An 18,768-nucleotide genomic window follows, 5' to 3' on the forward strand; every position below is an offset into this window, starting at 1 on the left:
ATAATTAATGTAAACTATTTAATAACAAAAATATCAAAGACCATCATATTCCTAACACTGATCAGAATATACACAAAAATATAAATTTATAACTACTTCATTATATTTCTCATAATTGGACTGACAGCATGAAAAGATCCAAATACTAAAATGCAATCATCAAATGATGCATCTAATACAGCTTGATTCCAAGCATCTAATATATTACTAAATATTTGAACATTACAATGCAACAAACAATCAGATAATTCTACAGAACTTGCAGAAAACGGGACATTTAAATCAGAACAATACCAGACGTCAACCAAATGACTTAAACAATATATGGTACCTTGAATATCCTTATTTTTTAACATTCCTATGACCATTCTCACTTTACCTGTCCTTCTTTTAAGAAGGACAGGTAATCGTTTAGTTAAATAATTAGCAGCATGAGGATTATGCCCTACATCTAATATTGCAATTGGTCTGCGAGTAACTATTTGAAAACGTCCTGGCAACGTAGCTACTTGCAACCCATAGCTTATTGCTGTTTTATCCACCAAAAAAGGTAACCAATATAATACACTTAACGCTGTAGCGGCATTTTCTATTGGAATTATAGGTAACGGTAAATCATATAATAATTTATACTCATTAGAGCACTCCCACCAAATCCACTTATTTCCATAAACACGAAAATTCCAGTCCCTCCCACGCGCAAACAACATTGCTCCACAATATTGTGCCATTTTGCGCGCAATCACTGGAAAACAACTTTCACCAATTACTGCTGGTTTGTTAAAACGAAAAATACCTGATTTTTCCTGTGCAATCATATCACGATTTATACCTAAAAAATCAGTATGATCTATTGCAAAATTAGTAATTACAGAAATATCAGGGTTGACAATATTTGTTGCATCTAATCTACCGCCTAATCCAACTTCAAGAATTACTACATCTAATTTAGCTCGCTTAAATATATACAAAGCAGACAAAGTAATAAATTCAAAATAAGTTAATGCAATATGATGACGCACGGACTCTATAACAGACAATGCTTCAATATGAATACTATCTGGAAGCTCTTTTCCACACACTCGAATCCGTTCATTATAAGAAAGTAGATGAGGAGAAGTATATAAACCAACCGTATTATTATTATTTAATAAAATAGTTTCTAATAAACAACATGTGGTGCCCTTACCATTTGTACCTCCAACTAGTATAACATACTCTGCAGGATGCATTAAACCAAGATTAATAGCTATTTTTCGTACCCTATCGAGATTTAAATCAATTAATACATGACTTAAAGATTCAATATAATTCAGCCATTTTCCCAGAGATGATCGCTCGGGGGGAGTATGAAAAATTTTATTCATATTTTACAACAATTTTAATTATTGTAGTATTTTTTCATGGATATAAATTAATAAAAATATAGATATCTATTCAACACAATGTCTATAATCAACTTTTGGTATTGGTTGTTGAGTTAACTTGGCTAATAACCCTGCTACTTTAAATCGCAAATCTGGTCTACGTATAATTAGATCAATCGACCCTTTTTCCAGCAAAAATTCACTACGTTGAAATCCCAACGGTAATTTTTCTCGAACTGTTTGCTCAATAATCCTAGGTCCAGCAAATCCTATAAGTGCTTTTGGCTCAGCAATATTCAGATCTCCTAACATGGCTAAGCTAGCAGATACTCCTCCCATAGTAGGATTAGTTAAAACAGAAATATATGGTAAACATCGTTCATGTAAATTAGCTAACGCGGCACTAGTTCTCGCCATTTGCATTAAAGACATAAGAGCTTCTTGCATACGAGCGCCACCACTTGCAGTAAAACAAACTAACGGACACTTAATTTTTAAGGCTTGATTTACTGCATGCACAAAACGAGCTCCCACTACAGAAGACATCGATCCGCCAATAAAAGCAAATTCAAAAGAAGCAGCAACAATCTTCATGCCATATAAAGTACCCTGCATAACTATCAATGCATCTTTTTCTTTTGTTATTTTTTGTGCTGAAATTAAACGATCTTTATATCTTTTTGAATCTCTAAACTTTAAAACATCTTTGGGTTCAAATTCACTTCCTAATTCAGATGTACTTCCTTTATCTAAAAAAGAAAATAAACGCACCCTCGCTGCAATTCTCATATGATGATCGCATTTAGGGCACACTTCTAAATTACGTTCTAACTCTTTTTTATATAACAATTGACCACAATTATCACACTTAGTCCATATTCCCTTGGGAATATCTATTTTTCGGGTAGGTATAATGGTGCTTTTATTAAAAATTCGTTCAATCCAACTCATTTTTAACCTTTAAATTCTTAACGAAATTAAGTATGCTTAACATATATTCAGATACTGTAAACATTAATAATTCCATGTTCACAAATTATTTATAAAAAATAAATCCATTATTAAAAATATAGCTTAATAAAACTACCGCCTCATTAATAGTAATACAGTATATCAAATATATACCATATATAATTATTTTCATATACATATTTTGAGAAATATATTAAAAATAATTTAATCGCATGAAGACATCTTATAAAAATGATTATAAACAAGTAATTCATTTCTCATTAGAACACAGATTCACAGAAAGAAATATGTGCAAATGTGATAATAATGTAATACAAAATGCAAAATATTTATGCGCACCACAGTTCTTCGATGAAAGAAGAAGGGATAGAAAAATCTGAAGGATATTTAACTTCCACCAAATATAGACCACTAGCTGGAGCTGTTACACCAGCTAGTGATCTATTACAATTTTCTAACAACTCTGCAATCCATTTTTCTGGTTGCTCCCCGCAACCAACTTTTACTAAACTACCTACAATATTTCGTACCATACGATACATAAAAGAGTTAGCTTTAATATCTATCACAATACATTGACCTTTACGTATTATACGTATATGATATAATTTTCTTCGTGCTGAATATGACTGACACCCTGCTGCACGAAACGAAGAGAAATCATTTTCTCCTAATAAATACTGAGCAGCATCACACATTTTATTGATATCTAAATATTTTTTATAATGCCAAGTTTTTCTAAATAACAAAGCAGATCGTATGCAATTATTATTAATAATATAACAATAACGACGAGAAATGGCGCTAAATCGAGCATGAAAGTCTTTATTTACTAACCTAGCCCAGCGCACGCAAATACTTGACGGCAAATAACGATTCATACCCAATGTCCAAGCTGATTTTGAGCGCCGAGAATAAGTTTCAAAATGAACAACTTGTCCCAAAGCGTGTACTCCAGAATCGGTTCTTCCCGCGCAAAATACCGTTACTGATTCAGATGTTATTTTTTTTATAGCATTTTCTATATAACTCTGGATACTAGGCGCATCTCTTTGTCTTTGCCAACCGCAGTACCAAGACCCATCGTATTCAATGCCTAAAGCTAATTTCTGCATTACACTACAACTTTTATTAAATATATTAATTATGATGAATCTATATGAGATTAATGCTGTTTACATGAGTTCCAATTAAATATAAAGATACATAACTGATATTTTATATTAAAAAAACAATACATACACACACAATACAAGTTAATTAACTTCAATGATAATGGAACCACAAAGCACAATGGTTCATAATCTATATCTGCAATATAAAAATATCTCAAAATCAGTACATAATAACTGTTAATAAAAAAATCAATAGACTACATTACATGGCATTCTGATTAACAAAAAACACAAACTCTTATCTACTATATATAAAAGTAGATATACCTCATTCATAATAAATCGCACGTAAAACACTGTTCAACACATACAAACAATAATCCTTAAAAATGCTTGTATACAAAAAACTCTTTACCATAAAAATACAGTTATAACCCACTCAATCACTCAATATGCACATTATAATACAAAAACTAGTAAACATGGACGCAATACAACACATATGCAAATATAATTTTACACACAACATACATTAAAACCCAACTTAGTTAATATTTCATTATTAGAATCTATGTATGTTTCTACGCGTAATGAAGACCACTCTCTACGAGCTAAATAGTGTTTACGTATCTTATCAAATCCTCCTGATTTAGCAGCAAATCGTCTTAATATAACGTCATCATATTGTATGTTATACACAAATTTAACTAATTTATGTAACAACGTTTCATCGATTTCTTTCTGAACTCTTAAATAATAAATCACAGGAGAATCTAACGCAGATAAATTAATTACATTAAAAATATTAAAAAAATTACAATATGCATTATATATTTGTAGAATGCTGCGTGTCTTGCTTTCAGTAGAGTATCCAGCAATATGAGGGGTCCCTATATCCGCATAAGATAGAAGAGGTAAAGATAATTCTGGCTCTGTTTCCCATACATCCAATATCACGTTTAATTTTTTACCGTTTTCTAAAACTTTTAGTAAGGCATTATTATCTATTACAGAACCTCGGCAAGTATTAATTAAAATACGATTAGAAGGCAACGCCTCTAACACATCAATATCAACCATATGCCATGTAGGATAATCTCCATAATAAATTAAAGGAGTGTGAAAAGTTAAAATATCTGCTTCAGCAACTAATGTTTCAAAAGACTTCCAAGGTTTACTTGAGTTTATTTTTTCTAATGGCGGATCGCACAACAAAGTATGTATACCGAAGTTACGTAATCTCTCATTCAACAAACTACCAATATGTCCTACTCCCACAATTCCAACAATTTTGTCACGCAAAAAGAATCTACCACGCTGTGCCAGCCAAAGTAGTGCTGAAAAAACATATTCTACTACTGCTACAGCATTGTTTCCTGGAGCATAAACAAAATTAATTCCATATTTTTTTAAATAATTTTGGTCAATATGATCAACTCCAGCGGTTGCAGTACCCACAAATTTTACAGAACTATCATCTAATAATAGTTTATTAACTTTTGTCACTGAACGTACTATCAAAATATCAATATCTCTTACATCTTTAGCAGAAATGCCACGCCCTTCACAAATTGTCACTGTGTTATGTAGACCAAATAATTTAAAAATATGTGGTATATTTTTATCAGCCAAAATTCTCAAATTAACACTCCAAACAAATTACTATATGTAAAGATTAAAATAATCATAATAACCACTCACCACGATTGCATGATTTCGTCATACCCGATCATACAAGTATAATATCGGTTTAAACCTCAATGCCCTGAATATACACATTTAAAACTATACATTGTATTTTATACGCATAAAATACAATGTATGACACTAAAACCTTATATAACCAAAATATTAACAAAACATTCAGGAATATTTACTCATAATTAATGTAGCATTTGTTCCCCCGAACCCAAAACTATTAGTCATGGCTGTTTTCAATTTACGATAAACAGGATTATTAATAATAATTCTCATATTTTTCATATATGGATCTAAATGATCAATATTAATACTCGGAGCGATAAAATTATGTTTTAACATTAATAAAGTAAAAATAGTTTCATGAACTCCAGCGGCTCCTAATGAATGCCCAGTCATTGACTTAGTAGAAGAAAAAGAAGGATGTTGATCACCAAAAATTTCACGGATAGCCCAAATTTCTTTAATATCACCTATTTGAGTTGATGTACCGTGCACATTAAGATAATCTATCGAACCGCCAACATTTCTTAATGCCATTTTCATACATCGAATTGCTCCTTCTCCAGAAGGAGCAACCATATCACATCCATCAGACGTAGCTCCATACCCAACAATTTCTGCATAAATATAAGCTCCACGACTTAAAGCATGCGTTAACTCTTCTATTACAACTATCCCTCCACCTCCCGCAATTACGAATCCATCTCTATTAATGTCATAAGGACGAGATGCTCTCTCTGGTGTCGTATTATACTTCGTAGATAATGCACCCATAGCATCAAATTCACAAGCCATTTCCCAACATAATTCCTCTCCGCCTCCAGCAAAAATAATAGATTGTTTTCCTGATTGAATTAATTCAACCGCATTTCCGATACAATGTGTAGATGTAGAACAAGCGGAACTGATAGAATAACTGACCCCGCGAATTTTAAAAGAAGTAGCCAAACATGCTGATACGCCTGAAGCCATAGATTTAGTTACCATATAAGGACCCACTCCTCTCAAACCACGCAAACGCATTCCATTAGATCCAGAAACTTGATTACGTGGAGATCCCCCTCCGGACCCGACAATCAATCCTGTTTGATCATTAGAAACCATACCTGTAGATAATCCAGAATCTATTATGGCCTGTTCCATAGATAAATAAGTATAAATAGATGCATCGCTCATAAAACGAGCAATCTTACGATCAATTAATCCAGATGTATTCAGTTTAATATTACCCCAAACATGACTGCGCATGCCAGATTCTTTTAATTCTTGAGAAAAAGTGACTCCAGATCTACCATTTTTTAAAGAAACCAAAACTTCATTCTGATTATTTCCAATACTTGATATAATCCCTAAACCAGTGATAACAGCGCGTTTCATTTTTTTTATATACCTCATGATAATAATGTTTTGCAATACCAAAATCGTACTAAACCTTAAACATATCTACTTAAAATGTTAAATCGTACGGTAAAAATTATTAACATAAGAAAGAACTCAATAATTCAAAAACCAAATCATTACTTATATAAATATTTTAAAAGAATATTCTACTGATCTTCAGGACATATCCCCTTAAATTGTAATTCAACATACAAAACTGTATTATTTTGCGATTTAATAATTATTTATACCGTTATAATATATGACAGTATCAAGCGCATACCAATATAATTATATATAATGTGATTTAATCATCAAAGTATACTGTTTCAAAATAAATAGCACTACATCTCATAGAACAAAAAAAATCGTAACACATTTATGAAAAATATAAACACAACAATTATAGCTCACTACAAACATATATTTATAATTGGTAGTGATTTAAAATTAAAATGTTGTATTAATTACAAAACATATTCAATGCAATTGAATTGCATATGCATAATTTAGTAAGTTTAATAAATTATAATCAACATATAACTACAACAAAGTACAAAATCATATATACAATATCTATATATACAGTCAATAAACACGAATACGTAATTATATGATAACCATACTCATGGTATACATTTATTCAACTATCTAATAACACCAATATCCTCATATGTACATGTCTGCGCATAAATTACAAAAATATAATACTTTAATTTTTAATTATAAAACAAATTACACTTTCAAATACAATAACTTTATAAGATCTATATATGAATATAATCACAGGAATTACAATCTATGAAAAACGCAACTAAGGAAACACTGACAGAAATTAATACTATATTAGACATATTACGCTGGAGTAGCAGTCAATTTAATGCTAACCCAATTTTTTATGGGCATGGTACTGATAATTTTTGGGACGAAACATTACATTTAATACTACCTAGTTTATATTTACCTATAAATATTCCAACCCAAATATACCAAGCTCATTTAACCTCAAGAGAGCGCTCTAAAATAATCAAGTTAGTTAACTATCGCATCAATAAACGCATACCAGTCCCTTACTTAACTTATCAAGCATGGTTTTGTGGTTTAAAGTTTTATGTAGATAAACGAGTGTTTATTCCTCGCTCTCCAATTGGAGAGCTAATTACATCATGTTTTAATGATCTATTACCCTATTACCCATATCGTATTCTTGATATAGGTACTGGCAGCGGATGTATCGCTGTTGCAATTGCTACAGTTTACCCAAAATCTGAAATAGATGCAGTAGATATTTCTATCGATGCATTAAAAGTAGCTGAACATAATATAAAACTATATAATTTAGAACATCGTGTTTTCCCTATTCATTCCGATTTATTTAGCAATTTGCCGCAATTAAAATACGATTTAATCATAACTAACCCTCCTTATGTAAAGAATTCGGATATATATAAATTACCGAAAGAATTTCATTATGAACCTGTGATATCATTATCTGCAGATAATGATGGATTAAAGATAATTCAAAAAATATTAATGAACGTTATACATCATTTAAATACAAATGGAACTTTAATATGCGAAGTAGGTAGCACTAAAATGGCATTAATAGAGCGTTATCCAAATATACCATTTCGTTGGTTGCGTCTTTCTAACGGAGGAGAAGGTGTATTTATGTTAACTTATAAGCAATTATTATCTTTTAACAACACTGAATAGTCAACAATTAAGGAAATTTTAATAATGGCTGGTAATAGTATTGGGCAATTTTTTAGAGTTACAACATTTGGAGAATCACATGGATCTGCATTAGGTGGTATTATTGATGGAGTACCCCCAAGTCTTCCTTTAACAGAAAAAGATCTACAATACGATCTAGATCGTAGACGTCCGGGTTCTTCTCGCTATACTAGTCAGCGATCAGAATTAGATACGGTAGAAATTTTATCTGGTGTCTTTAATGGAAAAACAACGGGCACTAGTATAGGATTACTCATTAAAAATACTGATCATCGGCCTCAAGATTACGAAAAAATAAAAAATCTATACCGACCTGGGCATGCTGATTATACTTATGAAAAAAAATACGGTTTTAGAGATTACCGAGGCGGAGGACGTTCTTCAGCACGTGAAACAGCAGTGCGTGTAGCAGCAGGAGCTGTTGCTAAAAAATATCTGTTTAATAAAAAAAATATAAAAATTCGTGGATTCTTAGCACAAATGGGCGATGTTCATTGTAATTTAAAAGATTGGCGACAAGTCAATAACAATCCATTCTTTTGCCCTGATCTTGAAAAATTAACTGCATTAGATACATTAATAAATAATTTACAAAAATCTGGAGACTCTATTGGCGCAAAAATAACAGTAATAGCAGAAAATATACCAATTGGTTTAGGTGAACCTGTATTCGATCGACTTGATGCTGATTTAGCTCATGCATTGATGAGTATTAATGCAGTAAAAGGAGTAGAAATTGGAGATGGATTTTCAGTTATTACTAAACGTGGTAGCGAACATCGAGACGAAATGACATTAGATGGATTTAACAGCAATAATTCAGGAGGAATATTAGGCGGAATTAGCAATGGTCAACCAATAATCATGCATATAGCCATTAAACCAACCTCAAGCATAACAGTACCAGGAAAAACCATTACACGTGAAAATGAAGAAACACAGGTCGTTACTATAGGACGACATGATCCTTGCATAGGAATTAGAGTAGTACCTATAGCAGAAGCTATGGTCGCCATTGTTGTAATAGATCATCTACTTAGACAACGCGCACAATGTGAAAAAATATAATAATAATCCAAACTAAATATAGGATTAAACTAAAAAAATAAATACATGTATGTATAACTAAAAACCACGATCAATATCTTTACAATTATCCATGCAAAATCAAATCATAAGTAGATATAATGTCATGTATATTAAATCAATAAAATTATTTTTTAACAAATTTTACATTTTAAAACAGTTCTATGCCATGCATATCTTTTTTATATATAAAGACATCTATCATTTTACAGTATCCAAAAAACGCCAAATAACATATATGGATTGATGTTTATTAGAATGTAATAACAATTTGAATATATGATCAACAAGTCTTCGTAGTTAAAAGGATATAACGAGCCTCTCCTAAAGGCTAATTACAGGTTCGATTCCTGTCGAAGACACACAGTAGTTATATAAGCATATATAACTCGACGTTAAATACACTTAAAATACATGTACAATACGGTACCGTGTAATAATCTTGTTTCTATTAAATTTAAAACTTTAAAATAGACATTTCCATGCCCTAACTGCCTATTAAATACAACAATACATAATAGTAAGTAGTAAGATATACTTATGTGATAAACACATAAATATAAACAATTATAAAAATTAAATAATTAATAATTATCTATTTTTTCTAAAATAGAGACAAAATAATTTATAAATAATGGTTACCTCTACATATAAATCTATAAAACATTTTATTTAATTAAATTAAAACAAATTTTAATAATAACGAAAACATACATAGTGAACCAAGACGCGATAAAACAGAAAATTTTTAAAGCAATCACCTATATTAATGTATTATTTATCAAATAATAATGCCAATTAATAAATATATATTCAAAATTATTACCACTATTGTTATTAACCAACCAATCAATTTAATCCATAAAGAATTCACTAATTCATTCATTAATTTAACATTTCCAGTAAATACTAACAACGGTATTAACGCAAGTGCAATTCCAAAACTAAGTAGTACTTGACTCATTATTAAAATACGTGTGGAATCAATTCCAAAAGAAATAACTATAAATGACGGCAGCATGGTAATAACACGGCGCAACAACAAAGGAATATGAAAACGAACAAATCCTTGCATGACCACTTGACCCGCCAAAGTACCTACTACTGTTGAAGATAATCCAGCTGCTGTTAAACTTAAACCGAAAACTATAGCAGCAGTATGATTTAACAAAGGAGACAATGTTAAATAAGCTTCATCTAAATTAGAAATGCCAGTATATCCACCATAATGAAACACTGCCGCTGCAGTAGCCATCATAGATAGATTTACAAAGCCAGCAATAGTCATTGCGATTGCGACATCCAATTTCGTAGAAGAATATCGCTCCGATCTACTTGCGGTCTTACTCTCATCCTGAGTAAGAGAAGAATGTAAATAAATAACATGTGGCATAATTGTAGCACCTAACACCCCTGCTGACAAAAAAACTGCTTCTCTATTTGGAAGTATTGGAAGTAACATGCTCATACCTAACATAATAAATTTAGGTTTCGAATAAAAAAGTTCAATAACATAAGCAATTGCAACAAAAAATAATAAACCTCCCACAACAAATTCTAATGGTTTTTTTCCGTATCTTTGTAAAGTTAAAATTAAAAAAGTAATCAAGCCCGTTAATAATGCACCTTGTAATAAAGGTATACCGAGCAATATTTTAAATCCAATAGCAGCTCCAATAAATTCTGCTAAGTCTGTAGCCATAGCAATAATTTCAGCTTGAATCCAATACATCCATACCACTGATCTTGGAAATTGATCTCGAATATGTTCTGCCAAATTTTTACCAGTAGCAATACCTAATTTTGCAGAAAGTAATTGAATTAGCATAGCCATTATATTTGCCCATACTACAACCCACAGTAACTGATAACCAAAAGTAGCTCCAGCTTGTATATTAGTTGCAAAATTTCCAGGATCGATATACCCAATAGCAGCTATAAAAGCAGGACCAAGCAACGCGAATTTGATTTTTCTTCTAGAACGATGTTCCGTTACTGAATCTTGCTCATTTAGCATACTGATAATCCTTATAGAATCATCTTATTCGAGCTTATTTTATATACATTAAATAAAGTAATTGTACTATAATGGGTATATAATTAGAGATCGAATTTGAAGATCTAATTTCACTATATATAGTTACGTTTTTGAATACAAATAAGTATAGCATAGGCTAACTTTTTAAATTATATTTTTTTTAAATCCATTAATTATCTTCTAACAACTATGATGCTATAACGTACAAATAGAGTTTTTAATGAATTACAAGATGTACAAATAAATTTATTGAATTTCTGTTTTATATAGAATAATACAAATAATTTCTGCGCAATATTGCTGGAGTAAAGATTGTGTCTCGCATTTTTCATTTTGTCTTAGGATTTACTACAATAGTAATTCTGTCACTGATTGTCAGTAGTAATCCAAAAAAAATTCGTGTACGCTTTATTTTTCAAGTATTAATAATAGAAATTTTATTTGGATATTTTATTTTACATTCCCAATTAGGATCAAATTCCATACGAAAATTATGTACTTTGTTCGATACACTATTAATTTTTGCATCAGAAGGAACAAACTTTATCTTTGGAGGAATGCACGCACAGGGATTAGCTACTTTTTTCTTAAACATACTTTGTCCAATAATTTTTATTTCCGCGCTAATTGGTATTTTAAAATATACTCATATATTAGTATTTTCTATTCGAATAATTGGAACTATTTTATCCAAAATTAATGGCATGGGAAAGTTAGAATCTTTTAATGCTGTTAGTTCATTGATCTTAGGGCAATCTGAAAATTTTATAGTATATAAAAATATTATAGGAAAAATACCTGCACCACGAATGTATACCATGGCGGCAACTGCCATGTCTACAGTGTCTCTTTCCATAATTGGTGCTTATATGACCATGCTAGCTCCAAAATATGTTGTAGCGGCATTAATATTAAATATGTTTAGTGCTTTTATCATATTATCATTACTGAATCCTTATGTAGTAGATAAAGAAAAAGATATAGACATCACCGATTTTTACATCAATAATCAAAATATTTTTGAAATTATAGGAGAATATATTTTAATTGGATTCAAAATAGCTGTTACTGTTGCTGCAATGTTGATAGGGTTTATCGCGCTCATTTCCGCTCTTAATTTCACATTTAAAATATTATTTAATACATCTTTACAAGAAATTTTAGGATATATTTTTTTTCCTTGCGCTTGGATTATGGGTATACCTACTGATGAAATACTACCAGTCAGCAGTATTATGGCAACTAAATTAATTTCTAATGAATTTATTGCAATTATAAACCTACAAAACATTTCTAGTGATTTATCGCCTCAAACTGTAGGAATAACATCAGTTTTCTTGGTTTCATTTTCTAATTTCTCATCTATTGGTATTATTGCAGGTGCTATTAAAGGACTTAATAAAACACAAGGTAATATGATTTCACAACATCTCGGATTTAAACTAATATATAGCTCCACGCTCATCAATATGCTATCTGCTTCAATAGTTGGTTTACTTATATGATGATTATTGCTAACTATTAAATGATAAATCAAGATATTTAATATTATTTAGAGATAAAAACTTCTAATAATCTAGATTGCATATAGCAAATAATTTTTTATTAATACAATCAAAATAAATCTCATAAAACAAAAAACAAAAACACGCATACATTAATATTATGTGATTTAAAAAAAAATATCATAATAATAATATAAAGAAAATAAATGGAGCTAAGCGGAATCGAACCGCCAACCTCTTGCATGCCATGCAAGCGCTCTCCCAGTTGAGCTACAGCCCCGTTATAAATATCCTCTGTTTCTCTGTTTTATATAAAAAATAATCCCGATGATATTTTTGCGCTTTTATTGAATAACAATAACTATTAAAACTCCATATTATAGCCGATATGACCTTAACATGATATAATTAAAAGTAAGTATATGCACAACAATTATTGTTTTTATATTCCCATCTAATACTATGTAGAAATATAGCGTATAGCCTGATCAATACGCTCTAATACACGAGACTGACCAATTGCATGTATGGTAATACTAAGCGTTGGTGAACAATTTGTTCCGGTTAATGCTACACGAAGCGGCATACCTATTTTATCTATGCTAGTATTAAATTCATTGACGGTTTCTATAATTATAGATTTAATAATCTCTGGTGTCCAATCAACTATATTACTGAATTTTTTTCTTAAAAATTTTAATGGTGTTATCGCAACAGGTTTTAAATAATCTTTAGCTACCTTATTATCGAATAAATCAAAATCTATATAAAAATATAGACAATTATTTACAATTTCTTTTAATGTACGTGAACGTCTTGCAAATAATTTTATTATATCAGTTAATTTTGGACCATTTTGTATATTGATTTTTTGCTGATGCATATGCCATGATAAATGTGAAGCTACGTAGTCTATTGGTAAATGATTAATATAATAATGATTCAACCAAAGTAATTTTTCAAGATTTAAAATACTAGGAGATTTACTAATTCTACTCAAATCAAAATATTTTATCATCTCTTCAATACTAAAAATTTCTTGATCTCCATGCGACCATCCTAACCTTACCAAATAATTAAGTATTGCTTCAGGGAGAAATCCATCATTACGATATTGCATAATACCCAATGTTCCACAGCGTTTTGATAATTTTTTTAAATTATTATCTAATATCATTGAGACATGAGCATACGTTGGTATCGGAGCTCGCAATGCTTTTAAAATATTAATCTGACGCGGAGTATTATTAATGTGTTCTTCACCTCGTATGATGTGAGTAATTTGCATATCCATATCGTCTATTACAACGCAAAAATTATACGTTGGAGAACCATCGGCTCTGCGGATAATTAGATCATCTAATTCTTTGTTATTAAATGTAATTGTACCTCTGATTTGATCATGAAATATTACTACGCCATCCTGAGGATTACAAAAACGTACCACATAAGAACTAATAGAAGAACTATATATATCCGTAGATTTAAAACGACAATAACCATCATATTTAGGTTTTTCTCCGTTTTTTATTTGATTTGATCGCAACGATTCTAATCTTTCTGATGAACAATAACACTTATAAGCCATATCATGTTGAATCATATAACTTATTATACTATTGTAACGACTAAACCTATTAGTTTGAAAATAAGGACCTTCATCCCAATCTAAACTAAGCCAACGCATCCCTGCAACAATCAGCTCAACTGTATCATCTATAGAACGTTGCAAATCAGAATCTTCTATACGTAATAAAAATTTACCACCTTGCTTTCGAGCAAACAACCAAGAATACAAAGCAGTGCGAATATTTCCAATATGTATGGAACCTGTAGGACTGGGTGCGAATCGAGTTTTAATATTCATAAAAATTAAGTACCTGACTGTAGATAATCATTAAATTTTCATTTAAGTCAATACAAAATGAAATTTTGTTTTCACATTAATAAAATACAATTAAAAAATCTCTATTTTTATAAAAACCCATTGACTCGTATCAATGAATCCATATAATTCAATTCAACAGAAAAGGTGATTAGCTCAGTTTGGCAGAGCATCTCCCTTACAAGGAGAGGGTCGGCGGTTCGATTCCGCCATCACCTATTTTATCGTTCTAAATTTTAATTGGGGTCGTTAGCTCAGAAGGTAGAGCAGTTGACTTTTAATCAATTGGTCGCAGGTTCGAATCCTGCACGACCCAAAAATTGTTTATTTTCTATCACACTAACAATTTTATTGATTACTATAAGTAATTAGCTTAATATCCACTACCTCTAAACCAAAGCTTCCGATTTTAAAATGAATACATTTATTTAAAATAGGATGTAAACAACAAAAACTCTCTTAAAAAACAGTTAACATGTATCCATTGTCCAATTTAAATTTGCATCCTTTTAATTGTTAATCATAGATATCGCTAATATACACAACTCTAATTTTGAGATACCTATAATTTTTTAATCTTTTAAATTCTTATTTTCATGTAATAACATATAACTGAATACCAATAGCCGGATCAATTAAATCTTGAACATTTTTTAAATTGTCTGGATTTCTGAAAAAATGATATATATTATTAGCTATAATTGGCCCTACATATTTCAAATTTGATAATGATTGCAAATCAGCAGCGGCCAAATTTTCTATAGTTTTATATACAATAGCTAAATTACTAGCTACTGTTTCACCTACACCATAAATACCTAGCGCATATATAAAACGAGCCAAAGTAATTTTTTTAGAATCCTCGATAGACCTTAATAAACGTTCAATATTTTCTAAACCAAAGCCCTCTAAACAAAGTAACTTATTTTTGTTTAAACGAAAAACATCAGATGAAGTAAATATTAAACCTTGATTAACTAATTGATCAATAATTTTATTTCCCATTCCATAAATGTTCATTGCTTTTTTAGAAACAAAATGCTCAAGCGTTGCCTTTCGTTGAGCAAGGCACGATAATCCGGCCGTACAGCGTAATATTGATTGATTACGCCATGTTTTAATACGAGACCCGCATACCGGACAAAATCGGGGTAATTCTATAGTTTTTACATGATCGGTACGTTCTGATAAAATTACTTCTACAATTTTAGGAATCACATCGCCAGATCTTTGTATACGAACTGTATCGCCAATCATTAATCCAAGTCTTTTAACTTCATTGATGTTATGCATGTTTACTTTTCTAATTGTAACATCAGAAATTACAATAGGCTCTAAATAAGCTATTGGAGTTATAATACCTGTTCGCCCAACTTGGAAAATTACGTTATCTACTTTAGCAGAACTTACTTCCGAAGGAAATTTATAGGCAAGAGCCCAATGAGGTGCTCTAGATCCACAACCTAATTTACTCTGATATGCGCAACTATTTACCTTAATAACTATTCCATCAATGTTAAATTCCAAATTAGATCGTATTGTCTTTATATAAGAATAATATTCTAATACTTTATTAACTCCACTAATTAAGCGGATATAATTATTAATCGGTAAACCCCAATTTTCGCATAATTGTAATCGTTCCCAATGACTATCTGGTAATTCCTTTTCTCCGCAATAATTACTAATGCCATAACAATAAAAACTTAATGGGCGTGTGGCTGTAACACTAGGATCTAACTGACGCAAGGAACCAGAAGCAGCATTTCGCGCATTAGAAAAAGGTTTGTTGCCTTGTTGTATCGTTATTTTGTTCAATTCTAAAAAACATAATTTAGATATAAATACTTCTCCTCTAATTTCTAATAAATATGGTAATTTACCATATTTATTAGAATCTATTTTTAAACACATAGGTACTGCGCGAATAGTGCTTATATTTTCAGTAACATCCTCTCCGATTTTACCATCACCTCGAGTTGCCGCATAAATTAATTTCCCTTCTTTATACAATAAACTCACTGCCACCCCATCTATTTTTAATTCACAACAATATGACATAACATGATTAGCATGTAGTTTAATTTTTATTCTTTTATCAAATGATAATAATTGAAACGATGCAACGATACTATTTAAAGATAGCATTGGCACCTTATGATGTATTTTTTTGAAATTATATTGAGACACACCTCCTATACGTTGAGTAGGAGAACTTTCTGCAATCAAATGTGGATAAATTTGTTCCAACTGATTTAATTTTTCTAACATCGCATCATACTTTTCATCGGATACTGCAGATTCATTTTTTGTATAGTATAAATATTCCCAATGACGTAATTTTTTTCTTAATTTTTGTATTTTTTGTTTAACAAATTTCATAATATAAATATCCCAATTATATGGGTTGCGATAATTAATTCACATTTAAAATCGTTATTTTTATTTACACGTGATTTAACATTTTATAATAAAAATATCTTCAAACATATAGTTGTTTAATGTGATCACTGTTTAAATATCAACAACACCAATTAATTGTTATGAATTATCTATATCAACAAGATGACAGAAATATTATTGAATATACGTCTATAATTAATGCATAATAGCTAATTTTATTCTAATATTTATGTCAGAATAAAAAATTTATATTTTTATTTGATCCAGACTATATATAAAAGATATTCTATACCCCAAACCCATCATTATAGTGATGCATAACACTTGAGGAATTATTAAATATGTATAAAATTTATCAAGATAATTCTTACACTATTGGTCATACTCCATTAGTCCGTCTTAATAATATTGGCAATGGTCATATTGCTGTTAAAATAGAATCTAGAAATCCTAGCTTTAGCGTTAAATGTCGTATTGGCGCTAATATGATTTGGGATGCAGAAAAAAGAAACTTATTAAAATTAGATACGAGACTTATAGAAGCAACGAGCGGTAATACTGGAATTGCTCTAGCTTACGTAGCGGCCGCGCGACATTATAAATTAACGTTAACCATGCCAGAAACCATGAGCGTTGAACGTCTTAAACTAATTAAAGCTCTAGGAGCCGAAATTATATTGACAGAAGGATGTGATGGAATGAAAGGAGCCATTGCTAAAGCAGAAGAAATTGTTGCTGCTGATCCTAAACATTATTTATTATTACAACAATTTAGCAATCCTGCAAATCCAGAAATTCATGAAAAAACCACAGGACCTGAAATTTGGAATGACTCGGACGGACAAATAGATGTATTTGTAGCTGGAGTTGGTACAGGAGGTACTATCACCGGAGTTGGACGATTTTTCAAACATACCAAAAAAAATAAAAAAATTATTATCGTGGCAGTAGAACCAGAAGAATCTCCAGTCATTACACAGACGTTATCAGGTCAAAACATAAAACCAGCACCACATAAAATCCAAGGTATTGGTGCTGGTTTTGTTCCAAAAAATCTCGACTTAACTTTAATTGATCATGTAGAAACAGTAACCATAGATGCAGCTGTTAGCTACGCTAAATATTTAATGGAAAAAGAAGGAATTTTAGCTGGAATTTCTTCAGGCGCCGCATTAGCGGCAGCGGTACAACTACAAAAAAACAAAGCCTATACTGATAAAAATATAGTAGTTATACTTCCATCGTCTGGTGAACGATATTTAAGTACTGTATTATTTTCAAAGTTATAAAAATAAATTTTTATTTTCTATTAACATTCAAAAAATAGAAAACATTCATGTACGATGTTTTCTATATTTATTTTTACATAAATAAAAACAATTTGTATATTTTATTTATTGCAGAATTTATAATAATATTGAATTAATTACATTATGTAAATAGAATACTATCTTTTTAAGACATTAAAAATCAGGAGATCCAATGAAAAAATATCTTTAATACATATTCTATTTTGAATGTGATATACATGAAAAAGAAACAAAAAATTAATAAATTATTTATACGTATAACAGTATTA

General features: G+C 30.4%; 12 protein-coding genes and 4 tRNA genes. 7 read left to right on the forward strand and 9 right to left on the reverse strand.

The annotated features are described in order from the left end of the window. Positions 1–92 precede the first annotated feature (92 nt). The 5 genes from folC to fabB form a co-directional block, all read right to left on the reverse strand. Entirely contained in the window at positions 93–1,367 is a 1,275-nt protein-coding gene (gene folC / locus BPEN_RS02520; protein WP_011283035.1) for a bifunctional tetrahydrofolate synthase/dihydrofolate synthase, read from the reverse strand. A gap of 66 nt (positions 1,368–1,433) precedes the next feature. Beyond that, positions 1,434–2,318, reverse strand: coding sequence for an acetyl-CoA carboxylase, carboxyltransferase subunit beta (gene accD, locus BPEN_RS02525; RefSeq protein ID WP_011283036.1), 885 nt, complete (start codon positions 2,316–2,318; stop codon positions 1,434–1,436). Positions 2,319–2,668: 350 nt separating this feature from the next. Next, positions 2,669–3,454 (reverse strand): tRNA pseudouridine(38-40) synthase TruA, encoded by a 786-nt coding sequence (gene truA / locus BPEN_RS02530; protein ID WP_011283037.1) that lies wholly within the window; start codon positions 3,452–3,454, stop codon positions 2,669–2,671. A gap of 516 nt (positions 3,455–3,970) precedes the next feature. After that, positions 3,971–5,095 (reverse strand): 4-phosphoerythronate dehydrogenase, encoded by a 1,125-nt coding sequence (locus BPEN_RS02535; RefSeq protein WP_011283038.1) that lies wholly within the window; start codon positions 5,093–5,095, stop codon positions 3,971–3,973. A 222-nt stretch (positions 5,096–5,317) separates the two neighbouring features. Next, positions 5,318–6,532, reverse strand: a complete 1,215-nt coding sequence (fabB, locus tag BPEN_RS02540) for a beta-ketoacyl-ACP synthase I (protein WP_011283039.1) — start codon at positions 6,530–6,532, stop codon at positions 5,318–5,320. An 804-nt stretch (positions 6,533–7,336) separates the two neighbouring features. On the opposite strand from fabB, the gene prmB reads away from it, so the two are divergent. From prmB to BPEN_RS02555, 3 genes are all read left to right on the forward strand, one after another. Then, a complete protein-coding gene (prmB, locus tag BPEN_RS02545) occupies positions 7,337–8,251 on the forward strand; it encodes a 50S ribosomal protein L3 N(5)-glutamine methyltransferase (protein WP_011283040.1) in 915 nt (304 codons plus the stop codon). A gap of 24 nt (positions 8,252–8,275) precedes the next feature. Continuing rightward, positions 8,276–9,340, forward strand: a complete 1,065-nt coding sequence (aroC, locus tag BPEN_RS02550) for a chorismate synthase (protein ID WP_011283041.1) — start codon at positions 8,276–8,278, stop codon at positions 9,338–9,340. A gap of 308 nt (positions 9,341–9,648) precedes the next feature. Beyond that, a tRNA-Arg gene (locus BPEN_RS02555) sits at positions 9,649–9,720 on the forward strand. Between the two features lie 419 nt (positions 9,721–10,139). On the opposite strand, the gene BPEN_RS02560 is transcribed toward BPEN_RS02555, so the two are convergent. Beyond that, positions 10,140–11,375 (reverse strand): Nramp family divalent metal transporter, encoded by a 1,236-nt coding sequence (locus BPEN_RS02560; RefSeq protein ID WP_011283042.1) that lies wholly within the window; start codon positions 11,373–11,375, stop codon positions 10,140–10,142. Positions 11,376–11,710: 335 nt separating this feature from the next. On the opposite strand from BPEN_RS02560, the gene BPEN_RS02565 reads away from it, so the two are divergent. Beyond that, complete coding sequence (locus tag BPEN_RS02565; protein WP_011283043.1) at positions 11,711–12,901, forward strand: NupC/NupG family nucleoside CNT transporter; 1,191 nt, start codon at positions 11,711–11,713, stop codon at positions 12,899–12,901. Between the two features lie 207 nt (positions 12,902–13,108). Here the strand turns inward: BPEN_RS02565 and BPEN_RS02570 are convergent. Further along, a tRNA-Ala gene (locus BPEN_RS02570) sits at positions 13,109–13,181 on the reverse strand. Positions 13,182–13,361: 180 nt separating this feature from the next. Further along, positions 13,362–14,768, reverse strand: coding sequence for a glutamate--tRNA ligase (gltX, locus tag BPEN_RS02575; protein ID WP_011283044.1), 1,407 nt, complete (start codon positions 14,766–14,768; stop codon positions 13,362–13,364). 163 nt (positions 14,769–14,931) lie between these two features. Here gltX and BPEN_RS02580 point away from each other — a divergent pair. Beyond that, a tRNA-Val gene (locus BPEN_RS02580) sits at positions 14,932–15,005 on the forward strand. 24 nt (positions 15,006–15,029) lie between these two features. Further along, positions 15,030–15,102 (forward strand) — tRNA-Lys (locus tag BPEN_RS02585). 278 nt (positions 15,103–15,380) lie between these two features. Here the strand turns inward: BPEN_RS02585 and ligA are convergent. After that, complete coding sequence (ligA, locus tag BPEN_RS02590; protein ID WP_011283045.1) at positions 15,381–17,168, reverse strand: NAD-dependent DNA ligase LigA; 1,788 nt, start codon at positions 17,166–17,168, stop codon at positions 15,381–15,383. A 362-nt stretch (positions 17,169–17,530) separates the two neighbouring features. On the opposite strand from ligA, the gene cysK reads away from it, so the two are divergent. Further along, entirely contained in the window at positions 17,531–18,478 is a 948-nt protein-coding gene (gene cysK / locus BPEN_RS02595; protein WP_011283046.1) for a cysteine synthase A, read from the forward strand. Positions 18,479–18,768 lie beyond the last annotated feature (290 nt).

It is taken from the genome of Candidatus Blochmanniella pennsylvanica str. BPEN (genome assembly GCF_000011745.1).
Classification (GTDB): domain Bacteria; phylum Pseudomonadota; class Gammaproteobacteria; order Enterobacterales; family Enterobacteriaceae; genus Blochmanniella; species Blochmanniella pennsylvanica.

Coding starts and splice junctions, on each gene's coding strand:
- cysK (WP_011283046.1), top strand. CDS start 17,531: ATGTATAAAATTTATCAAGATAATTCTTACACTATTGGTCATACTCCA.
- folC (WP_011283035.1), bottom strand. CDS start 1,367: ATGAATAAAATTTTTCATACTCCCCCCGAGCGATCATCTCTGGGAAAA.
- truA (WP_011283037.1), bottom strand. CDS start 3,454: ATGCAGAAATTAGCTTTAGGCATTGAATACGATGGGTCTTGGTACTGC.
- BPEN_RS02560 (WP_011283042.1), bottom strand. CDS start 11,375: ATGCTAAATGAGCAAGATTCAGTAACGGAACATCGTTCTAGAAGAAAA.
- aroC (WP_011283041.1), top strand. CDS start 8,276: ATGGCTGGTAATAGTATTGGGCAATTTTTTAGAGTTACAACATTTGGA.
- accD (WP_011283036.1), bottom strand. CDS start 2,318: ATGAGTTGGATTGAACGAATTTTTAATAAAAGCACCATTATACCTACC.
- fabB (WP_011283039.1), bottom strand. CDS start 6,532: ATGAAACGCGCTGTTATCACTGGTTTAGGGATTATATCAAGTATTGGA.
- prmB (WP_011283040.1), top strand. CDS start 7,337: ATGAAAAACGCAACTAAGGAAACACTGACAGAAATTAATACTATATTA.
- ligA (WP_011283045.1), bottom strand. CDS start 17,168: ATGAAATTTGTTAAACAAAAAATACAAAAATTAAGAAAAAAATTACGT.
- gltX (WP_011283044.1), bottom strand. CDS start 14,768: ATGAATATTAAAACTCGATTCGCACCCAGTCCTACAGGTTCCATACAT.